Raw genomic sequence first — 22,958 nt, forward strand, 5'->3', positions numbered from 1 at the left:
GAAGGAGTAAAGTAGCATTTCTTAGCTTGAATGCCAGTTATGGCGCATAACAGAGGTTATCCTGCGAGTACATGGAGAAGCCTACTGTGTTTTAAAAACTGTTATGCGTATCGTGGCATCGAGATGAGAAGAAACAGTGTATTCGGTCACCGTGGGAGGTCTTGCATTTTCCTCGTTGTGTTATACACACCGAGAAATTGTATTAGTAATGATACAATCATGAGATGCAAGAAGTCAGCAGAGTTCGTAGTACCAAAAGGAAAGATGCTCGGTTTAACCCCAAGCTAGAACTTCCTCTTGGGAAGGAACAAATTCAAAGGAAAAAGTTACATCCTCAATATGTTGCAGGATTTATTGATGGAGAAGGATCTTTTTCGATTAGTATTGGAAAGCACAAAACTTTGCGTAGAGGTTTCGAAATTCGTCCGGAATTTGAAATAGAATTACGGAAGGACGATCAAGAAATCTTGGAGCGAATACTTGTGACTATCGGAATTGGAAAAATTTACGATTGCTCATACGAGCGATACGGATGGTATCCACATGCGAAGTACAAAATTATGAGCATCTGGGACCTGAAAGAATATTTATTTCCATTTCTCGATAAAAATCCATTACAAGCGAAAAAGAAAAAATCCTATCTACTTTTTAGGCAAATAGTTTTGATGATTTGCGCTAAGAAACATTTGTCTGATAGGGGATTTAACAAAATCGTAAAACTTCGCGACGAGCTTCGCGCTCTAGGGAAGAAAGCTAAAACTTATCATGGCAAGGTAAGTGAATTCGAGAAAAAAATCGAATAAGCAACCTTTGAAAAACGCGAGGGTGCGGGAAAACCGCTTGCCCCGTGTTGAAGAGAAGTGTAATGGCAACATTATACAACATCAAATACCGCCCGTCAACTCAAGGGAGTTGGGAGCGCCCGAAATCTCACGCAAGTGGGCCTAAGGCGAGCTCAATGACAGGGAGTAAGTCGTAACAAGGCACGGGTAGCGGAAGCTGCTCGTGGATTATTTCAAATTGAACAACGTTGAATGCCTATTTATTTATGCATCTCAACTTAATCGGTCGTTATCGCGTATTCCATATGGATACACGATGTCCGCCTGAGGGGCTAATTTCAGGGGATAGTGATTCGATATCCTAAAAGTGAATCTGACATCGGGAAAGACTGGACGCGACACGAAAGTGTCTCGAGGAACGGAACAAAATAAAGCATGTTTCAAAAGCAAAAACCGCCCAAAAGGGCGGTTTTTGCTTGCCTTAATCTAGATTGACTTTTTAATCAAAATATGATATAATAGCCCGAGATTTAAAAAAGTTCCCGAACAATCAAAAAAGGAGACTTATGTCAAAAGAAGACAAGAAGCTGTTCGGGGATTTCCTGTTCTGGCTTCAGTTTGCGATGGCTTGGGTCTTCACTGTACCCCAAGTTATTCGGTCGTTCTACAGCACGAAGGGTATGACCATCACTTGGTCAATGTTTTGTGCGCTATTCGTCCTAGTCAATCTCTTTTTGGCGCTCGGCGCCTATCGAGATTCTCGAAGTCGCAAGGCCGGGCAGGTGGTGTTCGTTTATGCCAACTGGCTCCTGCTTTGGTCGGTCATGTTTGTCGTCGCCAGTCTCAAAGGAGTCTGGACTACAACCGACAGCTTACTTAGCATAATCATTGTGATTGGCGTCGCGATTCTCTTGTTGGCTCGCAAGAGGGAATCGTTGTTTGCAACCATCACTGAGCCGATCACTCGCGGAATTGTTTCGCTGATCGTTAAAAGTGTCCCGCAGCTCTACATCGGGTATTGCATCGTGAGGGACGGCAACAATTCCGGATTGGTTGGGACGACTCTCCTGATCGGCCATGTCACGGTGCTCATCCGGATCTTCGAGATCTGTTTGGCCGCTAGACAGGATGGCTGGAGCCGGAAAAACCAAGGTCTGTTCATCAGCGAGGCTGGCAACGAGTCAACCTGGCTAGTCACAACAGTCATCTGGCTGGCCTACTGGTAGTTCTTTCAATCACCCCCGTACTTTGTATGGGGGTTGACTTTTTTCTAGGGTTTGGTATAATACAACACAGAACAGAAAAGTCAACTGAATAAAGGAAAAAGACCATGAGAGCGAAAAACCTCTACAGAATCGCCCCGCCGACCATGCAAGAAGTCCTCATTGGGGCCGGGTGGAAAAAGATCGTCATGTTCGCCTTGGCCGCGCCGTTCATTGCGACCGGGCTTTGGACCTTGGCCGGTATGATTCTTAGCCAGGCCCCGTAGTTTCAGCGCCGGCAACTCCTCCGAGGAGTTGCCGGCGCTAATTGTTTGCCAGAATGACTTTTTTCTGCTAAATTCTCTAGGTATTTAGGGAGTCCGAATCGATCAGGTGGCTGTTCACCAAAAATTAATGATATAGTTAACAGAGTGCGCGTATAGCCCCGACGCCTGCCTTGGTAAGGTCGGGATCCCGACTTCGCCGGGCGAACGTCGGGGCTCAGGTGGGCGTACATTCAAAAACAAACCAATCATGTTGACAATGTGCGCGTATAGCTCAGGTGGTTAGAGCGCGTCACTGATAATGACGAGGTCCCACGTTCAACTCGTGGTACGCGCACATTGTCCGGATGAGGGATTTTGCTTCTTGAATGTAGAGCGGTAAAATCATCTCCCAGATGGTTTTACCTGATAATGACGAGGTCCCACGTTCAACTCGTGGTACGCGCCCAGTTTTAATTTTTAAAATTTATTTCATAAATGCACACTTTACCCCCAAAGAAGACGAAGATTGTTTGTACTGTTGGTCCGGCGACTGAATCACAGGAGTCTCTGGAGAAGCTTTTAAAAGCCGGCATGAATGTCATGCGACTAAACTTTTCTCACGGCGATTTCGAGGAACATGGTCGTAGAATCCATAACCTACGAGCCGCAATGATTGAGACCGGTATCCCAGCCGCCGTCCTCCAAGACCTGGGCGGGCCGAAAATTCGCATCGGTACCTTTACGACCGAAGTCGTCACTCTTAAAGAAGGGCAGACCTTTACTTTGACTACCCGAGAGATTGTCGGCGACGAAAATATTGTTCATGTCAATTATCCGCTTTTACCGAAAGAGGTTGAAAAGGGTCACCACATTTTTCTTTTCGATGGCCGATTAAAACTGGAGGTGTTGAAAATCAAGGATGCCGATATTACCTGCAAAGTCTTGGTTGGCGGAGAGATCAAGGGCAAGCGGGGAGTCAATTTGCCTCACAGCAACATCTCCATCAGCTCGCTCACACCGAAAGACAAAAAAGATTTGGCATTCGGTTTTGAGCACAATGTTGATTATGTTGCCCTATCTTTTGTCCGCAAACCGTCCGACATTACCGAGCTCCGAAAAATTTTGGATAAGAAAAAATCTCAAGCCGGCATTATTGCCAAAATCGAGACTCCGCAAGCGGTGGCCAATATCGATGAAATCATCAAACTTTCGGATGGCATCATGGTGGCGCGAGGTGACTTGGCAATTGAAATCCCGGCCGAGCATGTGCCGATGGTTCAAAAAGCGATCATCAAAAAATGCAATGAGGCCGGCAAGCCGGTGATTACTGCCACGCAAATGCTCGAATCAATGATCAAGACTTCAATCCCGACTCGCGCCGAAGTTTCCGATATTGCGAATGCGATTATCGACGGCACTGATGCGATTATGCTTTCTGAAGAGACCACCTTGGGCAAATACCCAGTTGAAGCGGTTTCCGTGATGAGTCGAGTGGCGCATCGGGTGGAGACCGATTTCTTGCATAAACAACTTTTGGGTACTGGTGATGCAGTCGAACCGCGCACTGTCGGTGAAGCCATCAACGCTTCGGCGGTCCGAACTGCGGAAAGAGTCAAGGCTAGATTGATTGTCTCCTTGACGCACTCCGGTTACAGCGCCCGAATGATTTCTCGTCACAAGCCGACTCATCCAATTTTGGTAATGACTCCGCATCAGAAAACTTTTAACAAAGCTCTACTTTATTTTGCCGCCTACCCGGTTTTAATCAAGCAATTCAAAACTTTGAGTGAAGTCTTGGTGGTGATTAGAAAATTCTGTCTGGAAAACAATTTGGCGCAAAAAGGGGACAAAGTGGTGGTAGCTTGCGGTATGCCTTTTGGCAAAGTGATTGAGACGAATATGATGTTGGTGGAGACAATCTAACACGACACGAATACACGAATTAGCGCGAATGATACGAATGGGAAGGCCAAATCCGCCGAAGAGGGCGGATTTTGCCTATAAGGTGAGGCCCCTTGGCGGGCTTGCTTTTTTTCTCAAGATATGCTATAATTCATAACAGAACGGTACCTTGTAATTGCAAGGAAATCCTGCAGAAGACACGCCCTAAACCGCTTGTTGCGGTCGGGTAAAACCACGGGGTTATAGCCCCACAGAAAGAAAGGAAGACAGTGAAAACTGAAACAGTTGCGAAGACTCCGATCCCCGTTGACGAGATTCTCACTCACGCTCGCGCCCACTGGGACGAGTTGGTGGCGTGGAAACTGTTGATATGGTACGGGGAGAAGTTTTTCCCCGGAATCAGTAAGGCGAAGCTTTTCTTCGCCGGAGCCACGACTGAAGGGACGGACGCGATGTTCGACCAGCGGAAGATTCTTCGGATTGCGTGTGGCGGGCGTTTCGATGAGCACCGCAACGGTGGCAGTGGCCGGATTCCGGGCAAGTGCTCGACCATCCTGGTCGCGGATTACATTGAGTTGGCGGATGCCCCGTATCTCCGACGCCTCTTTAAAGAGACCCTGGAGTGCGACGAGCGGAATGTCTCAGCGACTCGGTTCCCGCAGATTATGAAAGCCGCCTATCGGGCTTTTCCGAATGACCCGGCCTTCATCTTCAGGAAATCGCAGTGTGTCGTCGCGGCCATCATCAAGGCGGAGATGTGCCAGTTCGCCCCCAAAGCGAACGAGCCGACCCTGACCTCACTCTTTGAGGAGGTGCTCAAGGAACGGGCGGAGCACTTCACCGACGAGAAGGCGATTGAGCACATCAAGCGCCTCTACGCCGAGAGCGACCGCGCGGGTGAAGAGTTCGTCACCGAGCTCTCCTTCATCGTGAAGGCGATGTTCCGGCGGGATGACCCGATCAAGGACATCTCGGACTGGGTGTGGTTTGTGAGTGGTATTCTCTACGCCGACCAAGTGGCCTTTCGCACAGCGAGGGACTTCTGCAAAGCCAACGCGGTTGAACACCGTGTGGTAATGCAAAACGGTCGGCACCTCCGCCTCGGTGTGGTCCAGACCGACCTCGAGTCGGCCTTGCAGGTGATGTTGTACTTCAAGTACGACATCGTGATTATCAAGAACGGCAAGGGTCAGGTGCAAGTCTGCACCGCGAAGTCGGCTCGGGAACGCCATGGGGTGAATCTCGGCAACTTTGTCCGCATGTGGCGGTGGCTCGAGTTGCCGGTTCAGGATAAGGAGACCTACACCTGGCAGCAGTTGGGTGTCGCCGGGAATCACGAAGGGGTAGATACGGTCTACTACCATCGCGGTTCGCAGGAGGCGTCGGTCGAGAACGCCTACAATGGAACGACCACTCACCCGAATGTCCCGCCGACGCGAGTCGCGCTCGACATGTTGGTGAACTGTATCCAACACGCCTTCACTGTGGACGGTGTGGCGCAGTGGATGCGGGGTCGGGCGGTCCGGATGGAGAAGCGGGTGAAGGTGGTGGTGCCGAAGGCGACGACCCCGAAGCCTCAGCCGGCAGTGGAAGCGGTAGCTCCCCAGGCGCCGGTAGTGGCATCGAGTGAGCCGAAAGGTCCGGTGACGGATGTGGAGGCTGCCTTCGCGAAGGCTGCGGTGGTCGACGAAGGTGAAGGGAAGTAGGCAGGGACTTGCAAGCAGGACAGTGGCCCGGGAACGCGCAGCGCGTTTCCGGGCCTTTTTATTACAAATATTTACAAATAGCGGCCTTGTGCTCCAATGTACACAGGACTCCCCTGTGTAAACGGTGGAGGTGGCTAAAATAAGCCATTTTTTGGGAAATATCAATGATTTGTCAAAAATGCTTGACAAACGACTTCAAATTTGCTATAATATGCACAGAAAACCTGAAAGAAAGATCTCGACTGGGTCTCGGCACTTCGCCGGATAAGGGGCACCTGTCCCACCAAAGTTGAGATGCAGAAACGAAAGAAGCGATATGAAAACAAACAAAATGCTGGAAGCTGGCAACCAAACCATCAAGGCGCGTCGCGGCGTGGTGAAGTTTGTGTCCCGCACCAAGGGATACGGTTTCGTCACCGGCGTCGAAGGCGTGGGTGGCCAGGATGTCTGGTTCCCGATTGACGACATCGGCAACATCATCGCTGGCGATAACCATCCCAGGATCCTGCGCGACAACCGTGTGCAGCTCTTCCCGGGAACCGTGGTCATGATTCTCGCGCCGTTCGACGGCAGGGGGAGTCTGGCGACCGATGGGGTCGGACGGCTCATGGATTACGTCGACGCCGAGCGCGAAATCGCGAAGCGGCCGTACTTCCGGGTCATGCATCTGGACACGCGTTTCAACGGTCAGAAGATGACCGCGGGCGCGCGCGAGGTGCAGTACGCTGAAGGCACACTGGCCCAGCTGGAACGGGAGTTTCCGATCGGCACGCCGAACGATCCGTTGGCGAAGGGCTATAAGACGGCGGTGGTGACGGTTCCGGCGGTTCGCTGGGATCGGCGCCAGGCCGACGGGAGCTGGAAGGTGCAAAGCACCGATCCTCGGCGTTGGGCGCAAGCTCCGGAGCCGAAGGTTCCGGCGGTCATGCTCCAGCCGATTGCGAAGCCGACCGGGACTCCAGCGCCTCTGATGGTTCGGGTGCTCAAGGTCGGTGCCGGTGGCGGCACGCAGGTCTGGGCCGGTCCCATCGTCGAGTTGAGCAAGTCCACGGAGTTCACCGGGGCTGGCTACACCGTCGAGAAGGTCGACGGCACGGTCAATGGCGAAGTCGCCTGGACCGAGATCGCTGACCCGCGCGCGAAGGTCGCTCCGAGCGTGCCGACTCCGGCCCGCCAAAAGGCCGCCAAGCCGGCTCAACCCGTCAAGGGTTCCGGCCAGACCGCCCCCACTGGCGTGTCGGTCGCCCCGGCCAAGAAGGCGAAGTCGGTGCAGACGGTCAAGGGCCTCGACGCCCTGTCCATCGCCCCGGCTCCGGCTGGCAAGTAGCTTGAGTCCTCACGGACTCGCAACCCCCGCAACACGCAAGTGTCTGCGGGGGCTTTTTGTTAAGAACCCTTACGAATAGGGCACACGAATAAGCAGAATGCTTTACAAATTTTCTATGCCGTGATACAGTTCTAAAGGAAAGGTGGTGATAAAAAGTGCGTTGTTATACAGCCTATTTCCCAAGGCCCGAGGAGCTCCCTGATAATCTCAAGGATGCTGACTTCAAATTGGGTGACCTAAAGCTGGTTGACGGTATTAAGGTTGAGGGTGAGAATGACGCGATCATTCTGGGGCAGGTCCCTGGTGATCGAGTTGGCTTGCCTTTGAGCAAGTCTCGTCCACCCGAGGTGAGTGATGGCCACATCTTTTCCGGTGATCTAATTGATGAAGATGGCGAGCAGGTGCTTGCGCTTTCAGCAACAACCCCGCCGAGACATGTGACCGAAAAAGCTGTGCCGATTTTACTTTGCGTTCGGTTGTTTTGTTCGGGTGATTCCAAGATCGACGGTTTCTTTCGAGTCTTGGCAGAACCAGCTTCAACTGTTCTTGCGGTTGGGGGGGTTGCTAAGGTTGGCAGTCATCAAGGGGCTTTTTACCAGGATGTTTTGGTTCTTTTGGAACAGGGTGGCGTTATTCAGGTTAGGCCGGCGGCGGTCCATCCACCCAAAGATTTCGTTATCCGCTACACGGGCACCGGAATCAATTATTTGACGATGCAGGACTATTTGTCTCTGCCTCCGTGAAATCTTCCGCCCCTCGCGTCGCGCGAGGGGCTTTTCTTATTTGTGTAAAGTTTTCCGACTCCTTCTTTTGGTTATTGTTTCTTGGTTATTGATTATTGTTCGAGGGTTCTTAACTATCTTCATATTCGTGTGCCCTATTTGTAAGGGTTCTCAACTGTTTTCTTTTCCCAGTTATCCTGCTATTCTTGAGCAGAAAGTTCTTCCCAAGGTTTTTATGAAAGCTTTTGAATTCCGATTCGGTCCGAATGGTAAGGCTGTCTGGACTATTGGTATCGGTCGCGAGGTTTTCAAATTTCGCGACAAGACTTGTCACGGCTTGTCGCTGGGACAGGAAGGTTGTCGGCATCTTGGCCGCAACGGCAACGAAAAAATCCTGTTCGATCGATCTCAACCGCCGATTGTTGATGCCAGTTGCGCTCGGGTCCTGGAGTGCTCGATTACGGCAGTTTCTACCAGGAAAAAGGACCGTCGGCCGGCTTACCGTTCGCACCACTTTATCTTATCAGCTCCTCGTGATAACGACTCCAGAATTCTGGTCAGGGTTGTCTCGAGGTCGTTGCTCAACAGGTATCGTTCGAGCGCTGATGGTAAAGTGAGCTTTCTTAAAGACCCTACTCGACAGCCGATCGCGCTCGGTTTTGGTCATAATGTCTTCAATGATCTAAACAGTGGTGTCTGGACCGACGAGCTCTTGATTATGAATCTCGGCGACGCCGTGAATGTTCATCCGGCCGGAATCCAGACCGTATTCTTCGATCAAGTTTTATATTATGATGACCCTGCCAGTCTTCCTATGTGTGTGGCTGGCTATGGCTATAAGCGCGATCGGCATTTGGACTGATTTTTCACTTCCGCCGCCCCAACCTTTCTGGGGCGGTTTTCATATTCGTGTGCCCTATTTGTAGGGGTTCTCAGCCGTTTTTTAATGCTATGGTCGTGCTATGATGGCGTCATGAAAATTCCAGATGGCTATTTCAAGGGTAAAAAAATAACGGTAATGGGACTGGGTCTTTTGGGTCGGGGGGTGGGGGATATCAAATTTCTGGCCGAAGCCGGGGCTGATTTGATTGTGACTGATTTGAAATCTGAGGATGTTCTTAGTCCATCTTTGAAACAACTTCAAAATCTTAGAACTTCAAAACCAATAAACTTTGTCCTGGGCGAGCACCGTCTAGAAGATTTTAGAAATCGAGATTTTATTCTGAAAGCGGCCGGTGTTCCGTTGGATTCAGTTTATATTACTGAAGCAAAAAAATGCTGGATTCCAATAAAGATGAGTGCCTCCTGGTTTGCGGAATTGGCCGAAGGAGTAAAAATTGTCGGAGTGACCGGCACGCGCGGGAAATCAACCACCACAGTTTTAATTTACGAAATTCTCAAAAAGGCCGGCCGGCAAGTTTTTCTGGGTGGTAATATTCGAGGGGTTTCGACTCTGGCATTTCTTAACGAGGCTAAGCCTGGAGATATTGCAGTTTTGGAATTGGATTCCTGGCAACTCCAAGGTTTTGGCGAGGCCGAATTTTCACCTCAAGTGGCAGTATTTACGACTTTTCTCGATGACCATCTGAATTATTATAAAGGCGATAGAGATATGTATTTTGAAGACAAAGCCAATATTTTTAAATACCAGAAAAAAGGCGACGTTTTGGTGGTTAGCGAGATGGTCACGGAAGATGCAAGATTCAGGATTCATGATTCAAGAATGAAAATAGCAAAGAAGGAAGAGGTGCCAAAAGATTGGAAGATACAAATTCCCGGCGAGCACAATCTTTCAAATATCGCCTGCGCTTTTGAGGCGGTGAAGGTGCTCGGGGTGCCCTTGGCAACAATCAAGGAGGCGGTCGAGGAGTTTAAAGGAGTCGAGGGACGCCTGCAAGATCTCGGAATTTTCGACGGGGTGAGGATTTATAATGACAATAATGCCACTACACCCGACGCGACAGTCGCCGCCCTAAAAGCTTTGAATAAAAATATAATTTTAATTTGTGGCGGGTCGGACAAGGGTTTAGATATGACGGCCTTAGTTACGGAAATTCCTAAACATTGTAAAGCGATCGTTTTGCTTTCCGGCTCTGGTTCTCTTTCACTACTCACTACTCACTACTCACTACCAACTAAAGTGGAAATGAAAGAGGTCGCAAATTTAGGCCAAGCACTGGACGCATCACTCAGGTTGGCCGCTAAAGGAGACATTATTATTTTCAGTCCTGCTTTTGCCTCATTCGGTTTGTTCAAAAATGAGTATGACCGCAATGATCAGTTTTTGGAATTGGTTGAGAAATTAAAAAACCGATAACCTTGCGGTCATCGGTGAAGTTTAATCAGAAACTAGAATCGGTTTACCACGACCAGATTCCGTTTTTTGCTGTCGGGTCCGTTGCCAGCCCGCCTGCAAGACCAGAGAGCAAAGTCACCGCTTGAATCCTTGTCGCCAAAGGTGTCGAGACCGTCATGAAACGGGACAGTCGGTTCGACTTTACCGAAGGACCTGAACTGTCTTGCAATCAGTAGCTCCAAGTCGAGACAGCCCAGGTCGGGGCTTCCTAAAAATACCTCATGACCAAAATGTTTGGTCAGGTAGCGAATCATTGACCGGTTACGTTCGCCGTATGTCACCTCGTGGACACTGTGGCAGAAATTACGGCCGGCAATTCCGCAGGTGATGAAGAAGCGTAAGTTTTTCGGACGCTCACCTTGGAAACTCTTGAGAGCATTTCGGACCACTGATTGGTACAAATGAGTCCCAAAACCTTGGCCGATGGCCACACGGTCGATAACTGATTCTCGGCCAGCGTGAAAGACAACGGTTTTGTCGGTTTCAGTGCTCCAGAGGATTACCGTCGGGCAATCGGCCGAGGAGATCATGAAACTGTGCCAAGCCGGCAACTCAATTCCGTCAGCTTCGCCGTTTACCATGGGTGTTTTTTCGACTGGGCCGCTGACTTCCGTCCCGCGCAGAATATTTGAGGAATCGACATGAAAACAGGTGTCGAATTCGTTGAGGCGGGCGATTCGCCGGTTGAACTTTGAGGCGTTGGGCGCATAGAAAGTTCGGACGGCAAAACTTGAACAGACTCGGGCAATCATCGGACGGAAATTGCTTGCAATCGGCTTTCTCAATTGTTCCAGATTCCAATCAATTATCTGATCTTGGATTTTTCGGCCGAAGACAGAGACAACCAAGCGATCATGCAGGGCTTTCGACCATAAAGGGGCGGGTTTCATTTGTCCTTTCTTTTGATGAGCTATTCTTGGGTGATTCTACCCGCTTGGCCAAAAGTGTCAATTGATTGCTTTTGTTTTGGTATTTTTTTGCTAAGATGACCCTATGGCTTTAAATTTGAATGAGGTCCGGAAAGTTTATTTTCTAGGCATTGGTGGGATCGGTATTTCGGCGATTGCCCGGATGTTTTTGGCTCGAGGTGTCAAGGTGTCCGGTTCCGATATCGGCGAAAGCGAGATAACTAAAGAGCTGGTTAGGCTTGGAGCAAAAATTATTTTTGGCCAAGATTTGAATTTGATTCCCAAGGATTCAGATCTGATCATATATACCAAAGCCCTTGAGGTTTCAGCTCCGGATTTTTTGAAGCAAGTTAAATCTTTGAACATTCCCGTTTTGTCTTATCCGGAAACTTTGTCTTTGATTTCGAAAGGTAAATTTACTATCGCGATTGCCGGGACACACGGTAAGACCACGACGACCGCGATGATCGGGAAAATTATGATGGACGGAAAGTGTGATCCCACCCTGATTGTCGGCTCTTTGATTCAAGGTCCGACCTTGGATCGGGAAGAAGGTCGGACCTTTGCTACGAATTTTGTAAGCGGCAAAAGCGATTACTTTGTGATTGAGGCTGATGAATATCGGCGGGCCTTTCTCAATCTTTACCCGAAGATTTTAGTGATTACCAATATTGATGCTGATCATTTGGACTATTATAAAGATTTGGAAGATGTTCAAAATGCTTTTGTCGAGTTGGTCGCCAAAGTGCCCAAAGATGGCATTTTGATTTGTAATCCCAATTTGCCAAATTTGGCGCCGGTTTTGGATTGCGCCGCCTGCGCGATTTTGGACTACAGCTCGACTGATATTTCCGAGCTCAAACTTAAAGTGCCAGGTCGTCACAATCGCGAGAACGCACAGGCGGCGCTAACTCTCGCCGGAGTTCTGGGAATTGATCAAAAAGTGGCCCGAAAATCTCTCGAAAATTTCTCTGGTACTTGGCGCCGTTTTGAATACAAAGGGGAGACCAAGTCTGGGGCTTTGGTTTATGACGATTATGCCCATAACCCGCACAAAATACGGGCGGCGCTTCAGGGTGCACGAGAGTTGTATCCAAAATCCAAAATTTTTGCTGTCTTTCAGCCACATCTTTTTAGTCGGACTAAAACCCTACTTTCAGAATTTGGTCAGAGTTTCGAGGATGCCAATGAAGTTTTGCTTTTGCCGATCTATCCCGCCCGCGAGGTCTTTGATGCTTCTATTAATTCTGAAATGCTGGGTGAGAAAATAAAATCAAATGGGCAGACAGTAAGAAATTTCCATGATTTTAATTCTGCTGCAAACTATTTAAAAACTCACTCCCAAAAAGGTGATATTGTCATGATTATTGGAGCAGGGGATATAAATAATCTAACCCGACAGATTCTGAAATGACTTTTAACTAAGTCGCTGGTAATTAAAAGTATATTCTGATATTCTTGAGAACATCAGAATAGTCAGTCGATTCTTTAACTTGGGTAAATGGCAAAATTGGATCATAAAACTTATCGGGCTCTAGAGCGATTGGTGCGCGGGTTTTCTAATCACCGACGAATTGAAATGCTTAATCTTGTAGAAAATAATCCGGAGCTATCTGTTGAGGAAATTTCTAGAAAATTGAATATTAATTATAAAACTACCGCGGATCACCTGCGACGCCTGACAATTGCCGGGCTATTATTGAAGAGATCGGATTCAGTTTCGATTAGACACAAACTGACTTCGCGTGCTAACCATGTTCTGAAGTTCTTGAGAACATTAGAATAATAAAAAATTATGGGGACACTTTTTGTTATAGGGACACCAATTGGTAATCTGGAGGATATCACTTTACGGGCTTTGAGAATTTTCAAAGAGGTTGATGTGATTTTGTGTGAGGATACTCGCACGACTCAAAATTTGCTCAAGCATTATCAGATTATCGACAAGAGGCTTTCGGCTTACAACGACCAGAAGAGTGGCATTTCGGCCGAGAAGGCGATTGCATGGCTTGAGGAGGGGATGAATCTGGCTTTGGTGACGGATGCCGGGACACCGGGAATTTCCGATCCTGGCTCAATGCTGGTCAAAGCTGTCAGGGAAAAAATGCCGGAAGTAAAAATTGAGTCGGTGCCGGGACCGAGCGCGCTTACCTCGGCGTTATCAATCTCAGGTCTTTTGATCAATGATTTTGTTTTTCTCGGATTTCTTCCGCACAAGAAGGGGAGAGAGACTTTGTTCAAAGAAATCGCTGGCATGGAAAGAGCGGCCATTTTCTACGAATCGCCACATCGGATTTTGAAAACCTTGGAATCACTTCAGAAATTTTCTCCGGAGAAAAAAATTACGATTGTTAAAGAATTGACCAAAATCCACGAAGAAGTCATTTCTGGCACCGCTTCCGAAGCCCTAGAATTTTTTGCTAAAAATAAGGACAAAGTAAGAGGGGAGTTTGTTGTAATTGTAAACTAAATACATAGGCCAGACCTATGTATTGACAGAAGTTGTAATTTATGTATAGTTAGAAGTGGAAGGTTCTTTGAGTTAAACGGGTTTTAGACCCAAAAGAGCTAAAACGAGACAAGTTGGTCTTTGGCGAACACGTCTCAAACAAGGGCCTAAAGCACCAAGTGCTCGGCCAGAGAAGGACAAGTTATGTGTGATAACAAGTCTGCAATCATGACGACTCGGCAGGCGGCCGAGTTGGACCATGCGTTCGGGAGAAACGGTTGGACCTCGGAGGATGTGAAGAAATTGTCGGCGGGGAATACCTTGGTGCAAGTTCTAAGAGTTATTCGCAATCAAGCCGAAATCGTCCCTAAGCCGAAATCCCAACCCGCACTCCCAAAAATACCAGCCCCTCTTATCATCGACCGCACCACTCCATTCAACCCTGTAGCTTTTATTGGCCAGGGTTCGACCATCTGGCGTGGGCCCAAAGATGGTGACGGTCTCATCGGCGAGGAAGAGCAGGACAAACGCTCTCTCGCTCTTACGGTATTTGATGCGTCCAAGATCACCGCCGCCAACTTCCAAACCGGTTTTTACCCTGGTGAGACGGTAATCACCGGTGAGGTCAAATTGGTTCGGCTCACCACCCAAATGATCCAAGCCGATGCCAAGATTGCCGAGGTGCTCTACCGGGAGGAGGGTCAAAAAACCCTCCGCCACCTCTACGACACCTTCGGTGTTACCTGGTTGGAGTTTATGGGCACAGTTCTGCGCAATTATCCGTATGGCAGTCGCGGCGTCCTCCTCCTCCGCCGCAAATTCAGTGGTTTGTGGATCTGGAACCATAGCCTGATTAGTGGTCGTGATTTTGTCGCTAGTAATTGGGCTCTTGGTTTAGCAGGTTAGTTATCCGGCCGGAAACGCTTTGCGTTTCCGGCCTCTTTTTATGCTTTTCTTCTGTTCTTATACTTATACCTATACTTCATACCTACACTATCTCCCTGTTCCACTCGTGTCTCTTTTGTGGTATAGTCGCGCCAGAAAGGATTCCTATGAGCACACCGACGACGTTCCGTGCTCATCTGGAAATCGATGGGCACTTGAAAAATGGAGAGATCCACAAGGCCCTGAAGGCAATTGATGGTTTTCCTAAACCCGAAAGAGTTGCCCAGTTGCTTAAGGTCTTGGCCAAAGTCAAAACCTACGAGCGGACTGGCAATTGGAAAGAGTGGGTGGAAACTAATTTGCACGCGCTGGCTGCCAAGTTTCTCGAGTTGGGCGAACTTACCAAGGCCGAGGAGGTGATTGCGATGATGTCTATATCCAACAAGAGACGAGGGGAGGCCGAAGCGCTTCTCAAGCAAACAGTCGCTAATATGCAGGAAGCTTCTCGGGGAGCTGATCAGATTTCGGAAGAGTAGACGATGGCCCAAGTTTTGCTCGGCAAAACTTGGGCCTTTTAAGTTGAGAACCCTTACGAATAGGGCATGCGAATAAGGATTCAATTAGGAACCGTTGGTTATTGTTTTTTGGCCATCGGTTATTTTTGCCGGTTCCAAACCCTTTATATTCGTGTGCCCTATTCGTAAGGGTTCCCAACAATTTTTACACTCCTTCCAATCTAGAGTACAATAGCTAAAGCAGTTAATTTTTAAATTTCATGTCAAAAATTTCCTACATTATTTTTTTGGGTGTTCTAGTTTTTCTCGCACCATTCACCGCTTTTCCTTCGGCTTGGAAAACTGTTTTCTATGTAGTGGCCGGATTTTTAATCGCGGTTATCGGTTCGCTCTGTCGAAAAGAAAATCGCGCCAAGGCTTTGCCAAAAGATTTCCAAGCACCAGCCGTGAGCAGTTCTTTTGTGGAAAATAATCACTCGATTCAAAATAATTGATTATGCCTTGGCTTCGGTCCACAATTAAAACTAACACTGGCCGAGCCGTTATTTTTGGCGGTATTTTGGTGGCAATAATTGTGGCGGTCGGCTATTTTCTGATTCCCAGCTTTTTGTTGCAGACTTACTCAAGCGGTAGTGTGAACCAAGCTTTGAAGATTTTGGCCACCAGCACGCCATTTGTGGTGACACACGTGGCAACCCCGGTGCCGGTCAAGGGTATTTATATGACCTCCTGTGTGGTTGGCTCGAAATCTTTGCGTGAAGGTCTTAAAAAAATTGCCAATGAGACCGATGTCAATTCAATAGTTATCGACATCAAAGATTTTTCAGGAAAAATTTCTTTTGAGACTGATAACCCAAAATTGAAAGGAGCGATTTCGGAACGATGTCTGGCGCGCGACATGAAGGAATTTGTCGGTGAATTGCATCAAGCAGGGATTTATGTCATCGGCCGAATCACGGTTTTTCAAGATCCTTATTATACGGCCATCCGGCCTGATTTGGCGATAAAAAAATCCAGTGACCATGAAGCGGTTTGGAAAGATTTTAAGGGTTTAAGTTTTATCGAGGCCGGAGCCAAAGATTTTTGGAGTTATATTGCCGAGCTTTCGGTTGAATCATACAAAATTGGTTTTGATGAGTTGAACTACGACTATATCCGCTTTCCCTCGGACGGTAACATGAAAGATATTTATTATCCTTTCAGCGAGGAAACTGTCAAAGCAGATCCGGAACTCGGGATGGCCAAGGTGCTAAAATCTTTTTTTGCTTTTCTTTCGGGTGAAGTTCGGTCCAAAACCAAAGCCAAAATTTCTGCCGACCTTTTTGGCATGACGACTACCAATCCGGATGATTTAAATATCGGCCAACTGCTGGAGTATACTTTGCCGTATTTCGATTATGTGAGCCCGATGGTTTACCCGTCGCATTACCCGAAGGATTTTAATGGCTGGCTTGATCCGAACAAGCATCCTTATGGTGTGGTTAAATATTCGATGGACAAAGCGGTGGTGCGGGTAAAACTTTTCAATGATACGGTGGCCTCGACCAGTGTCGATGTTTTGCGACCTTGGCTTCAAGATTTTAATTACGGCGGAACTTACGGCGTGCCGGAAGTTCAGGCTCAAATGTCGGCGACTTACGATTCCGGTCTTGACTCGTGGCTTTTGTGGTCGCCGTCTAATCGCTACACAATCAAAGCACTTGGGCCAATCGCTTCAACCACTCCGAAAGACTGACCTCATCTTATATTCATGTGCCTCGGTTATTGTTTCTTGATTATTGGTTATTGCCTCAAGGCTCCTAACTGTGTATAACTCATTGACAGCCGAAAAAACGAGGCGTAGACTTGAAAATGGATAGTTAAACGGTAGACGTGGGGTGTGAGGACGCCCCGTGCGTACCAACGTCGTTTACCATAGGAACAAAGTCAGTCGTGGAAAGTAAAGTTATGGCAAAACAAGTGAATGGCGCTCCTGTAGCGTCTGGCAAACCCAACGGTCAGTCATCTACCTGTCGGTCTCGCGCCACATCGGCGGATATTCTCGGACGTCCCTTGTCCAAGGAGCCACCGGCGGTTCGGATGACCAGTCGTTTGGGAGTGGCGGTGAGCATGGAAATGCTCGGTGTTCCGGTTGCCGCCAGGTAATCAGTTTTGCTCAAATCAACACCCCGCGGAGATTTTTCTCCGCGGGGCTTTCGTTTGCCCGTTTTTTAAACTATAATTATTCGGTAATGGCTACTCCTGAACAAGTCACATATTTTGCGCAGACTGATTATCGCAATAAACGCACACCTTTTGGCATCAAAGCCAAAGATCGAACCCGCCATGTCTATGTGATCGGTAAGACTGGTATGGGCAAGTCCACACTTCTCGAAAACATGGCCATTCAGGATATCAAGAATGGCGAAGGTTTTGCTTTTATTGACCCACACGGCAAAACGGCGGAACTTCTGCTTGATTATGTGCCGGAGAATCGGATTAAAGACGTTTTATATTTTGCGCCCTTCGATATGGATTACCCAGTGGCTTTTAACGTGATGGAAGATGTCGGGGCAGATAAGCGACACTTGGTGGCGTCTGGTCTCATGAGTACCTTCAAAAAGATTTGGGTGGATGCTTGGTCGGCGAGAATGGAATACATTTTGAATAATACAATTTTGGCACTTTTGGAATATCCGGGTGCGACCCTGCTCGATGTGAACCGAATGCTGGCGCAGAAAGACTTTCGCAAGAAAGTCGTCGAGAATATTAAAGATGTCTCGGTCAAATCATTTTGGGTTGACGAATTTGCCAAATACACCGACAAGTTTGCGGCCGAAGCGACACCGGCGATTCAAAACAAAGTTGGTCAGTTTACTTCGAACCCACTGATTCGTAACATCATCGGTCAGCCGAAATCGACTTTTGATATCCGGCAAATGATGGATACCAAAAAAATTCTGATTATCAACCTCTCCAAAGGCAAGGTTGGCGAGACCAATGCCAACTTGTTGGGTAGTATGATGATTACCAAGATTTATCTTGGCGCCATGAGTCGTGCCGATGTGCCGGAAAAAGTTTTGAAAACTTTGCCGAACTTTTATCTCTATGTCGATGAATTTCAATCTTTTGCCAACGAGTCGTTTGCCAACATTCTCTCGGAGGCCAGAAAGTATCAATTAAACCTGACAATTGCGCACCAGTACGTCGAACAAATGTCCGAAGAAGTCCGGGCGGCGGTTTTCGGCAACGTCGGTACCATGATTTCTTTCCGAGTCGGCGCTTTCGATGCCGAGCTTTTGGAAAAGGAGTACGCGCCGCAGTTTACTGCGGAAGATATGGTGAACCTTGGCTTCGCGCAAATTTATCTGAAACTGATGATTGACGGTGTCAGCTCCTCGCCATTTTCGGCTCTAACTTTGCCACCAATTGCTCCGGCCGGAGTTAAGTTTACCAATGAAATTATTAAGTCTTCTCGTGAGCAATTCGCTAAGCCCCGCGTGACGGTGGAGGAGGAAATTGCCAAGGTCCAAGATGTTGGTGGTATGGGCGGGAAAATTGCCACTGCCCCGAGCGCTTCTTCCAGCACTCCTTCGGCCTATCCACCACGAGTACCAAGTCAGTCATCTCGAGATTTTTCTCGACCAGCCGGCCCGTCGGCGTCAGCAACTCCGTCAGCTCCAAGAAGTGATTTTAGAAGTCAGTCGGCGCCAAGACCGCCGGAAGCTAGAGCCGAGAGCCGTCCGTTCGAAAGCCGACCGGCTGAACCGAAAAATGAAAGACCGCCTCTTGAAGGCGCCAAAAGCTTCAAAGAAGCTCTCACTCCGCATTTGGCTAAAATTCAGGCCGAATCGGTTAAACCTGTCGAAACCCCAAAACCAATCAGCCTCAATCAGCTTAAAAAAGAGCCGGTAAGTGGACTGCCAAAGACCGAACATAAACTTGGAGAAGGAGAGGCCTCAGATTTGAAAAAGGCTTTGGCCGATCTGATTAAGACTTCAGCTGGACCGACTGCAACTCCAACTCCGACCTCGGCCGTTCCGATCGCGACCCAAAGTGAAAAACCAAAAGTTGTGCCCGTGCCGAAAGTAGAAATTAAGCCCGCTCAAAATTCCAGTCCTCGAATTCATGAAAAGGCTTATCAAAATTCACCTAAACCGGCACCTCAAACTGCTCCAACACACCAATCTAATCAAACAAAACCGATACAGCCGGCTCGGCCGTTGCAGTCGGCCGCCCTACCTCACTCGGCTCATCAAAATCAGCCAAATAATTTTCCGCCCAAACCAAAAGGCGTGCCGGACGAGCTTTTGAAAAAAGTTCTCCAGGTTGATAAGCCGGGTCAATGAAAAAGCCGTTTCTAATTTGTTTAGTCGCGATGGCCATTTGTTGGCCGGCTTTTGTTTTGGCGGCGCCAGTCATTTCGGAAATTATGTATGATGTTGAAGGTACCGATACCGGCAGGGAATGGATGGAGGTATCAAACAACAGTAGCACCGCCATCAATTTGTCGGACTGGAAACTTTTTGAAGCCAGTACCAATCACAAGCTGACTTTTGTGCGGGGCAGTGAGAGCGTTCCTGCTGGTGGTTATGCAATCGTGGCTGACGATCCGCAAAAATTTTTGGCGGATTGGCCAAATTTTTCCGGGACACTTTTTGACAGCACTTTTTCACTTTCGAATACCGGAGAGACCTTAATCTTAAGGTCGCCTGATTTGGTCGATGTTGATACGGTTTCCTACACGAATAATAATGGGGGAGCCGGCGACGGTAAATCACTCCAGAGGACTAATGACGATTGGTCAGCTGCGCTACCGACTCCCGGCTTAGCTTCGGCCCTGTCCGCCCCGACTCCACTGGCAGATAACAATAGTGGGAGCACGACAGTCGCCACCCTGGCCAATAATTCAGTTGGCTCGCACCGAATTGAGCCCTCAATTTATGCAGATGCGGGTGATGATCGCACAGTCGCCGCCGGTTCGGTTGGACTTTTTACCGCTCTTGCTTCGGGTTTAAAAAATGAGCCCTTGGAGGCCGAAAGATATTTCTGGACTTTTGGTGATGGCTCTTTCGCTGAAGGTAAAAAAATTTTTCACGCTTATGCCTCGCCTGGTACTTATCTCGCTATGCTTGAAATCACTTCGGGTGCATATGTAGCCAGTGCAAGAGTGAAGGTGACAGTTGTGCCGGCTACGCTTTCGATTTTAAGTGTTTCCGGTGGCCCGCAAGGCGGTATCACTCTTAAAAACGAAAGCATCTATGAGCTGGATTTATCATGGTGGCAGTTGGTTTCCGGTTCTAACAAATTTGTTTTTCCTAAAAATACGATTGTTTTGCCCAAAGCGACGGTCACTTTTCCGGTCTCGATAACCAGTCTCTCTGACATTAATCAGGGAGTTTCCTTGTTTTATCCTAATGGTGAACTGGCCAGCCGTTTTAGTTATGAGGCCGGTGTTTCTAAGTCGGCTGTCATAAATCCCACTCCGGTCGTGTCGGTGGCTAAAAAGTCTCCTCCGGTGACTGTTCCCAAAATGCAGATAGCCGAGCCGGTAATTGAAACTCAGGGTTTTGAACAGGCCGCTGCAGTTGGTTTAGTCACCAAAGATTTGGGCCAAAACCGGGGAGATAAATTTTCTTGGCCGTGGCTCTGGGGAGTCTTGGGTTTAGCCGTTTTGGCGGTTTCGGGAGTGTGGTATGTTAATAGAGCGAATAGTGACTCGGCTGGCATTGATACCGGCGGAGTTGCGCCGGGTGAATTTGATTTAATTGAAGAATGAGGGGCAGTATAAAGTATAAGTATAGATATAAGTATGGAGAAAGAGAAAAAAAGAATTTTAATATTTTCTGTCGCTTATTTGCCTTTTGTTGGCGGGGCGGAAGTAGCGGTTAAAGAACTTACGGATCGGCTGACCGATTGTTATTTCGATTTGGTCACGGTCAATTTGGATGGTCGACAAAAAAAGTTGGAAACAATCGGCCGGGTAAATGTTCATCGAGTTGGAATCAGTAAAATCTGCAAATACACTTTTCCAATTAGCGGCTTTTTAAAAGCTTGGTCTTTGCAAAAAAAGAATTCTTACGATGCGACCTGGGCGATTATGGCTAACTACGCCGGCTTGGCGGGACTATTTTTTAAATATAAATTCCCTAAGATTCCTCTCGTCCTGACTTTGCAGGAAGGCGACCCTTTGCCACACGTCAAAAAGCGAATGCTCTTGCTTTACCCGCTTTTTAAATCACTTTTCAGAAAAGCTGATAAAATTACCGCGATTTCAAACTATTTAGCGAACTGGGCAAGAGAGATGGGGGCGACTTCACCTGTCGCCGTTGTGTCCAACGGTGTCGAGGTGAAGAAGTTTCAAGTTTCAAGTTTCAAGTTTCAAGTTGCAGAAAAAAGACATGAGCTCGGATTTAAAGAGGAAGATGTGGTCTTGGTGACGACTTCCAGACTAGTTAAAAAAAATGCAGTTGGGGATATTATTGAATCGCTCAGATTTTTGCCCGAGAATGTGAAGTTGCTTGTTGTGGGTTCCGGTCCTCTTTTTAAATCTCTTCAACTACTCACTACTCACTACTCACTACAAACTCGCATTAAATTCGTCGGTCATGTAGTGCCAGACAAAATTCGCGAATATTTGTGGGCATCAGACATTTTCATCCGCCCCTCTCTTTCCGAAGGCTTCGGCAATTCATTTATTGAAGCCATGGCCGCTGGCCTGCCAGTGATCGCTACGCCAGTTGGTGGTATTGTCGATTTTCTTAAAGATGGAGAGACCGGCTTATTTTGCAAAGTTAATGATTCGAAGAGTATTTCTGAAGCAGTATTGAGACTCGTTAACGATCCGGCATTAAAGAATAAAATCATTGAGAATGCTTCAAAAATGGTCACAGATAAATACGATTGGCATATTGTTGCCACAGAAATGCGATCAGAAGTGTTTAATCGTTTAATTAAATAATCAAGGGTTTGACTTCCGATCATTTAAGAGTAGGATCTTGGATAGAAATGAGTCTTTTACATTCAAATGAGAAAGGCAACCAATGAGAGATCTATCGACACGCGATTATCGGTTCGGATTTATAGAGCCGATCGGAGGAGTTTTGGGCGAAATACCGTTCATCCTTGTCCACAGAAGTGAGGAGATGCCGCCAATCGACAAGGTTTTTGTGCTGTACGTCAACTGTTACAGTCGGCATAGTTTGGTACAAAGCGATCTGGTGCTTGTCTGGCTTATGGAGGAAACTGGGATAGTGATCAAGTCGTACTGTAGGGCGGATGATCCCAGACTGAGAGCTCAATACAAAAACTGTTCTGAGTTTGCCGAAAAGGTCATGGCCATGTTGCTTTTGTCTGAAGAACGCGGACGGCCGTCTGAAATTTATCGTCGTACGGAAATCGGAGCTAAGCTGAAAAAAGACGAACTGCCTGGATATCTGAGGCCTATCATTGTCCGGGTGGAGGGATGGAAAGTCTTCTTTGGGCGTCCGGAGGTACGGCAGATTCGAGGTGGTTATTACGCCCGCATTTCGGAAGATGGCTATTATGTTGCTCCAATCGGTCGAGCTTGGCTTAGGCTGGGTGAAAGGGTGCTCAAAGACGGTTTGCCATTTGATGAAGAGTATACCATTCTGGATGATGAATTAGGATTTCATTTTGATCCCAATGATCAGTCGCCTATTGTTGTGAGTGATGCGATTTACTGGCAACTGGAGGGCTCCAGGGTTTTGGTTGTCTTGCCACATGCCTCAGCAAACGAAAAAGTTGCAACATACTACGGTTACCTTAAACAATTCAATGAGTTCAACGCCGCTGTCAATGAAGCGAGGGAAAGAATAAAGGTGGCAGCGAAGGCAAATGCGGCCAGAGAAGAGGAAGTGATCAATGCCCGGGCTCTGGATCTAAGAAAAGCTTTGCTTGAGTGAATTGATCAATGTTCGTTCAGCCGGAGGTACAGAA

21 protein-coding genes and 1 tRNA gene are annotated in these 22,958 nt (G+C 47.8%); 21 read left to right on the forward strand and 1 reads right to left on the reverse strand.

The window, feature by feature from the left end:
* Positions 1–224 precede the first annotated feature (224 nt).
* The 10 genes from WCT25_03610 (at position 225) to murD (ending at position 10,224) form a co-directional block, all read left to right on the forward strand.
* On the forward strand, positions 225–803 hold the full coding sequence (locus tag WCT25_03610; protein ID MFA6536483.1) for an LAGLIDADG family homing endonuclease: 579 nt from the start codon (positions 225–227) through the stop codon (positions 801–803).
* Between the two features lie 545 nt (positions 804–1,348).
* Complete coding sequence (locus WCT25_03615; GenBank protein ID MFA6536484.1) at positions 1,349–2,008, forward strand: hypothetical protein; 660 nt, start codon at positions 1,349–1,351, stop codon at positions 2,006–2,008.
* A gap of 104 nt (positions 2,009–2,112) precedes the next feature.
* The gene (locus tag WCT25_03620) at positions 2,113–2,271 is read left to right on the forward strand and encodes a hypothetical protein (protein ID MFA6536485.1); all 159 of its coding nucleotides are present in this window, start codon (positions 2,113–2,115) and stop codon (positions 2,269–2,271) included.
* Between the two features lie 260 nt (positions 2,272–2,531).
* Positions 2,532–2,605: transfer RNA gene (locus WCT25_03625), tRNA-Ile, on the forward strand.
* Positions 2,606–2,745: 140 nt separating this feature from the next.
* Positions 2,746–4,173 (forward strand): pyruvate kinase, encoded by a 1,428-nt coding sequence (gene pyk / locus WCT25_03630; GenBank protein MFA6536486.1) that lies wholly within the window; start codon positions 2,746–2,748, stop codon positions 4,171–4,173.
* 248 nt (positions 4,174–4,421) lie between these two features.
* On the forward strand, positions 4,422–5,858 hold the full coding sequence (locus WCT25_03635; protein MFA6536487.1) for a hypothetical protein: 1,437 nt from the start codon (positions 4,422–4,424) through the stop codon (positions 5,856–5,858).
* Between the two features lie 316 nt (positions 5,859–6,174).
* Entirely contained in the window at positions 6,175–7,185 is a 1,011-nt protein-coding gene (locus WCT25_03640) for a hypothetical protein (protein MFA6536488.1), read from the forward strand.
* A 155-nt stretch (positions 7,186–7,340) separates the two neighbouring features.
* Positions 7,341–7,928 (forward strand): hypothetical protein, encoded by a 588-nt coding sequence (locus WCT25_03645; GenBank protein MFA6536489.1) that lies wholly within the window; start codon positions 7,341–7,343, stop codon positions 7,926–7,928.
* 214 nt (positions 7,929–8,142) lie between these two features.
* Positions 8,143–8,769 carry a hypothetical protein gene (locus tag WCT25_03650; protein ID MFA6536490.1) on the forward strand — a complete coding sequence of 209 codons (627 nt, stop codon included), beginning with the start codon at positions 8,143–8,145 and terminating at the stop codon, positions 8,767–8,769.
* Positions 8,770–8,880: 111 nt separating this feature from the next.
* Complete coding sequence (gene murD / locus WCT25_03655; GenBank protein MFA6536491.1) at positions 8,881–10,224, forward strand: UDP-N-acetylmuramoyl-L-alanine--D-glutamate ligase; 1,344 nt, start codon at positions 8,881–8,883, stop codon at positions 10,222–10,224.
* 32 nt (positions 10,225–10,256) lie between these two features.
* On the opposite strand, the gene WCT25_03660 is transcribed toward murD, so the two are convergent.
* Positions 10,257–11,153, reverse strand: coding sequence for a hypothetical protein (locus WCT25_03660; GenBank protein MFA6536492.1), 897 nt, complete (start codon positions 11,151–11,153; stop codon positions 10,257–10,259).
* 103 nt (positions 11,154–11,256) lie between these two features.
* Here WCT25_03660 and WCT25_03665 point away from each other — a divergent pair, with 103 nt between their 5' ends.
* The 11 genes from WCT25_03665 (at position 11,257) to WCT25_03715 (ending at position 22,924) form a co-directional block, all read left to right on the forward strand.
* Positions 11,257–12,585, forward strand: coding sequence for a Mur ligase family protein (locus tag WCT25_03665; GenBank protein ID MFA6536493.1), 1,329 nt, complete (start codon positions 11,257–11,259; stop codon positions 12,583–12,585).
* A gap of 381 nt (positions 12,586–12,966) precedes the next feature.
* The gene (gene rsmI / locus WCT25_03670; protein MFA6536494.1) at positions 12,967–13,641 is read left to right on the forward strand and encodes a 16S rRNA (cytidine(1402)-2'-O)-methyltransferase; all 675 of its coding nucleotides are present in this window, start codon (positions 12,967–12,969) and stop codon (positions 13,639–13,641) included.
* Between the two features lie 183 nt (positions 13,642–13,824).
* Complete coding sequence (locus WCT25_03675) at positions 13,825–14,526, forward strand: hypothetical protein (protein MFA6536495.1); 702 nt, start codon at positions 13,825–13,827, stop codon at positions 14,524–14,526.
* A gap of 146 nt (positions 14,527–14,672) precedes the next feature.
* Entirely contained in the window at positions 14,673–15,041 is a 369-nt protein-coding gene (locus WCT25_03680) for a hypothetical protein (GenBank protein ID MFA6536496.1), read from the forward strand.
* Between the two features lie 239 nt (positions 15,042–15,280).
* Positions 15,281–15,514 (forward strand): hypothetical protein, encoded by a 234-nt coding sequence (locus WCT25_03685; GenBank protein MFA6536497.1) that lies wholly within the window; start codon positions 15,281–15,283, stop codon positions 15,512–15,514.
* A 2-nt stretch (positions 15,515–15,516) separates the two neighbouring features.
* Complete coding sequence (locus WCT25_03690; protein ID MFA6536498.1) at positions 15,517–16,755, forward strand: putative glycoside hydrolase; 1,239 nt, start codon at positions 15,517–15,519, stop codon at positions 16,753–16,755.
* A 212-nt stretch (positions 16,756–16,967) separates the two neighbouring features.
* Positions 16,968–17,165: a hypothetical protein gene (locus WCT25_03695; GenBank protein MFA6536499.1), complete on the forward strand. Its 198-nt coding sequence runs from the start codon at positions 16,968–16,970 to the stop codon at positions 17,163–17,165.
* 86 nt (positions 17,166–17,251) lie between these two features.
* Positions 17,252–19,348: a type IV secretion system DNA-binding domain-containing protein gene (locus tag WCT25_03700; GenBank protein ID MFA6536500.1), complete on the forward strand. Its 2,097-nt coding sequence runs from the start codon at positions 17,252–17,254 to the stop codon at positions 19,346–19,348.
* Positions 19,345–20,778, forward strand: coding sequence for a lamin tail domain-containing protein (locus WCT25_03705; GenBank protein MFA6536501.1), 1,434 nt, complete (start codon positions 19,345–19,347; stop codon positions 20,776–20,778). Before WCT25_03700 ends, WCT25_03705 begins: the two co-directional genes overlap by 4 nt.
* A 33-nt stretch (positions 20,779–20,811) precedes the next feature.
* Positions 20,812–21,960 (forward strand): glycosyltransferase family 4 protein, encoded by a 1,149-nt coding sequence (locus WCT25_03710; protein MFA6536502.1) that lies wholly within the window; start codon positions 20,812–20,814, stop codon positions 21,958–21,960.
* 82 nt (positions 21,961–22,042) lie between these two features.
* Positions 22,043–22,924: a hypothetical protein gene (locus tag WCT25_03715; protein MFA6536503.1), complete on the forward strand. Its 882-nt coding sequence runs from the start codon at positions 22,043–22,045 to the stop codon at positions 22,922–22,924.
* Positions 22,925–22,958 lie beyond the last annotated feature (34 nt).

The organism is Candidatus Paceibacterota bacterium (assembly GCA_041666545.1).
Lineage (GTDB): Bacteria > Patescibacteriota > Minisyncoccia > Phycocordibacterales > JBAYGS01 > JBAYGS01.